The organism is Paenibacillus sp. VT-400, assembly GCF_001029205.1.
Lineage (GTDB): Bacteria > Bacillota > Bacilli > Paenibacillales > Paenibacillaceae > Paenibacillus > Paenibacillus amylolyticus.
In genome coordinates, this window is record NZ_LELF01000044.1 from 1 (window position 1) to 480 (window position 480).

Genomic DNA, 480 nt, shown 5'->3' on the forward strand with positions numbered 1-480 from the left:
ACTCACTCGTTGCTCAGTTTTGAGAGTTCAAACTCTCAAACGTTTGGTGGCGATAGCGAAGGGGTTCCACACGTTCCCATCCCGAACACGACCGTTAAGCCCTTCAGCGTCAATGGTACTTGGACCGCAGGGTCCTGGGAGAGTAGAACGCCGCCAAGCGTAACCCATTTTGGGTTCAAATAGTATATGTAATGTGGGCCCTTAGCTCAGTTGGTTAGAGCGCACCTCTGATAAGGGTGAGGCCGGTGGTTCGAGTCCACCAGGGCCCACCATCTATACCTTTAAACTTTATATGGGGCCATAGCTCAGCTGGGAGAGCGCCTGCCTTGCAAGCAGGAGGTCAGCGGTTCGATCCCGCTTGGCTCCACCAAAAAATTTCATCTATTTGGCTTGTTCTTTGAAAACTAGATATCGAAACGAAACAAACGCGAATTAGAACATTCCTTTAAGCTGAACTTGTGCAAACAAGTCAAGTGTATA

General features: G+C 49.0%; 2 tRNA genes and 1 rRNA gene. All 3 read left to right on the plus strand.

The features are described 5' to 3' along the window. Positions 1 to 42 precede the first annotated feature (42 nt). The 3 genes from rrf to EL84_RS02585 all read left to right on the plus strand — a co-directional run bounded on the left by rrf (position 43) and on the right by EL84_RS02585 (position 370). Positions 43 to 159: ribosomal RNA gene (gene rrf, locus EL84_RS02575) — 5S ribosomal RNA — on the plus strand. A 36-nt stretch (positions 160 to 195) separates the two neighbouring features. Continuing rightward, a tRNA-Ile gene (locus tag EL84_RS02580) sits at positions 196 to 272 on the plus strand. A 22-nt stretch (positions 273 to 294) separates the two neighbouring features. Continuing rightward, positions 295 to 370, plus strand: a tRNA-Ala gene (locus tag EL84_RS02585). The last annotated feature ends 110 nt before the right edge of the window (positions 371 to 480 follow it).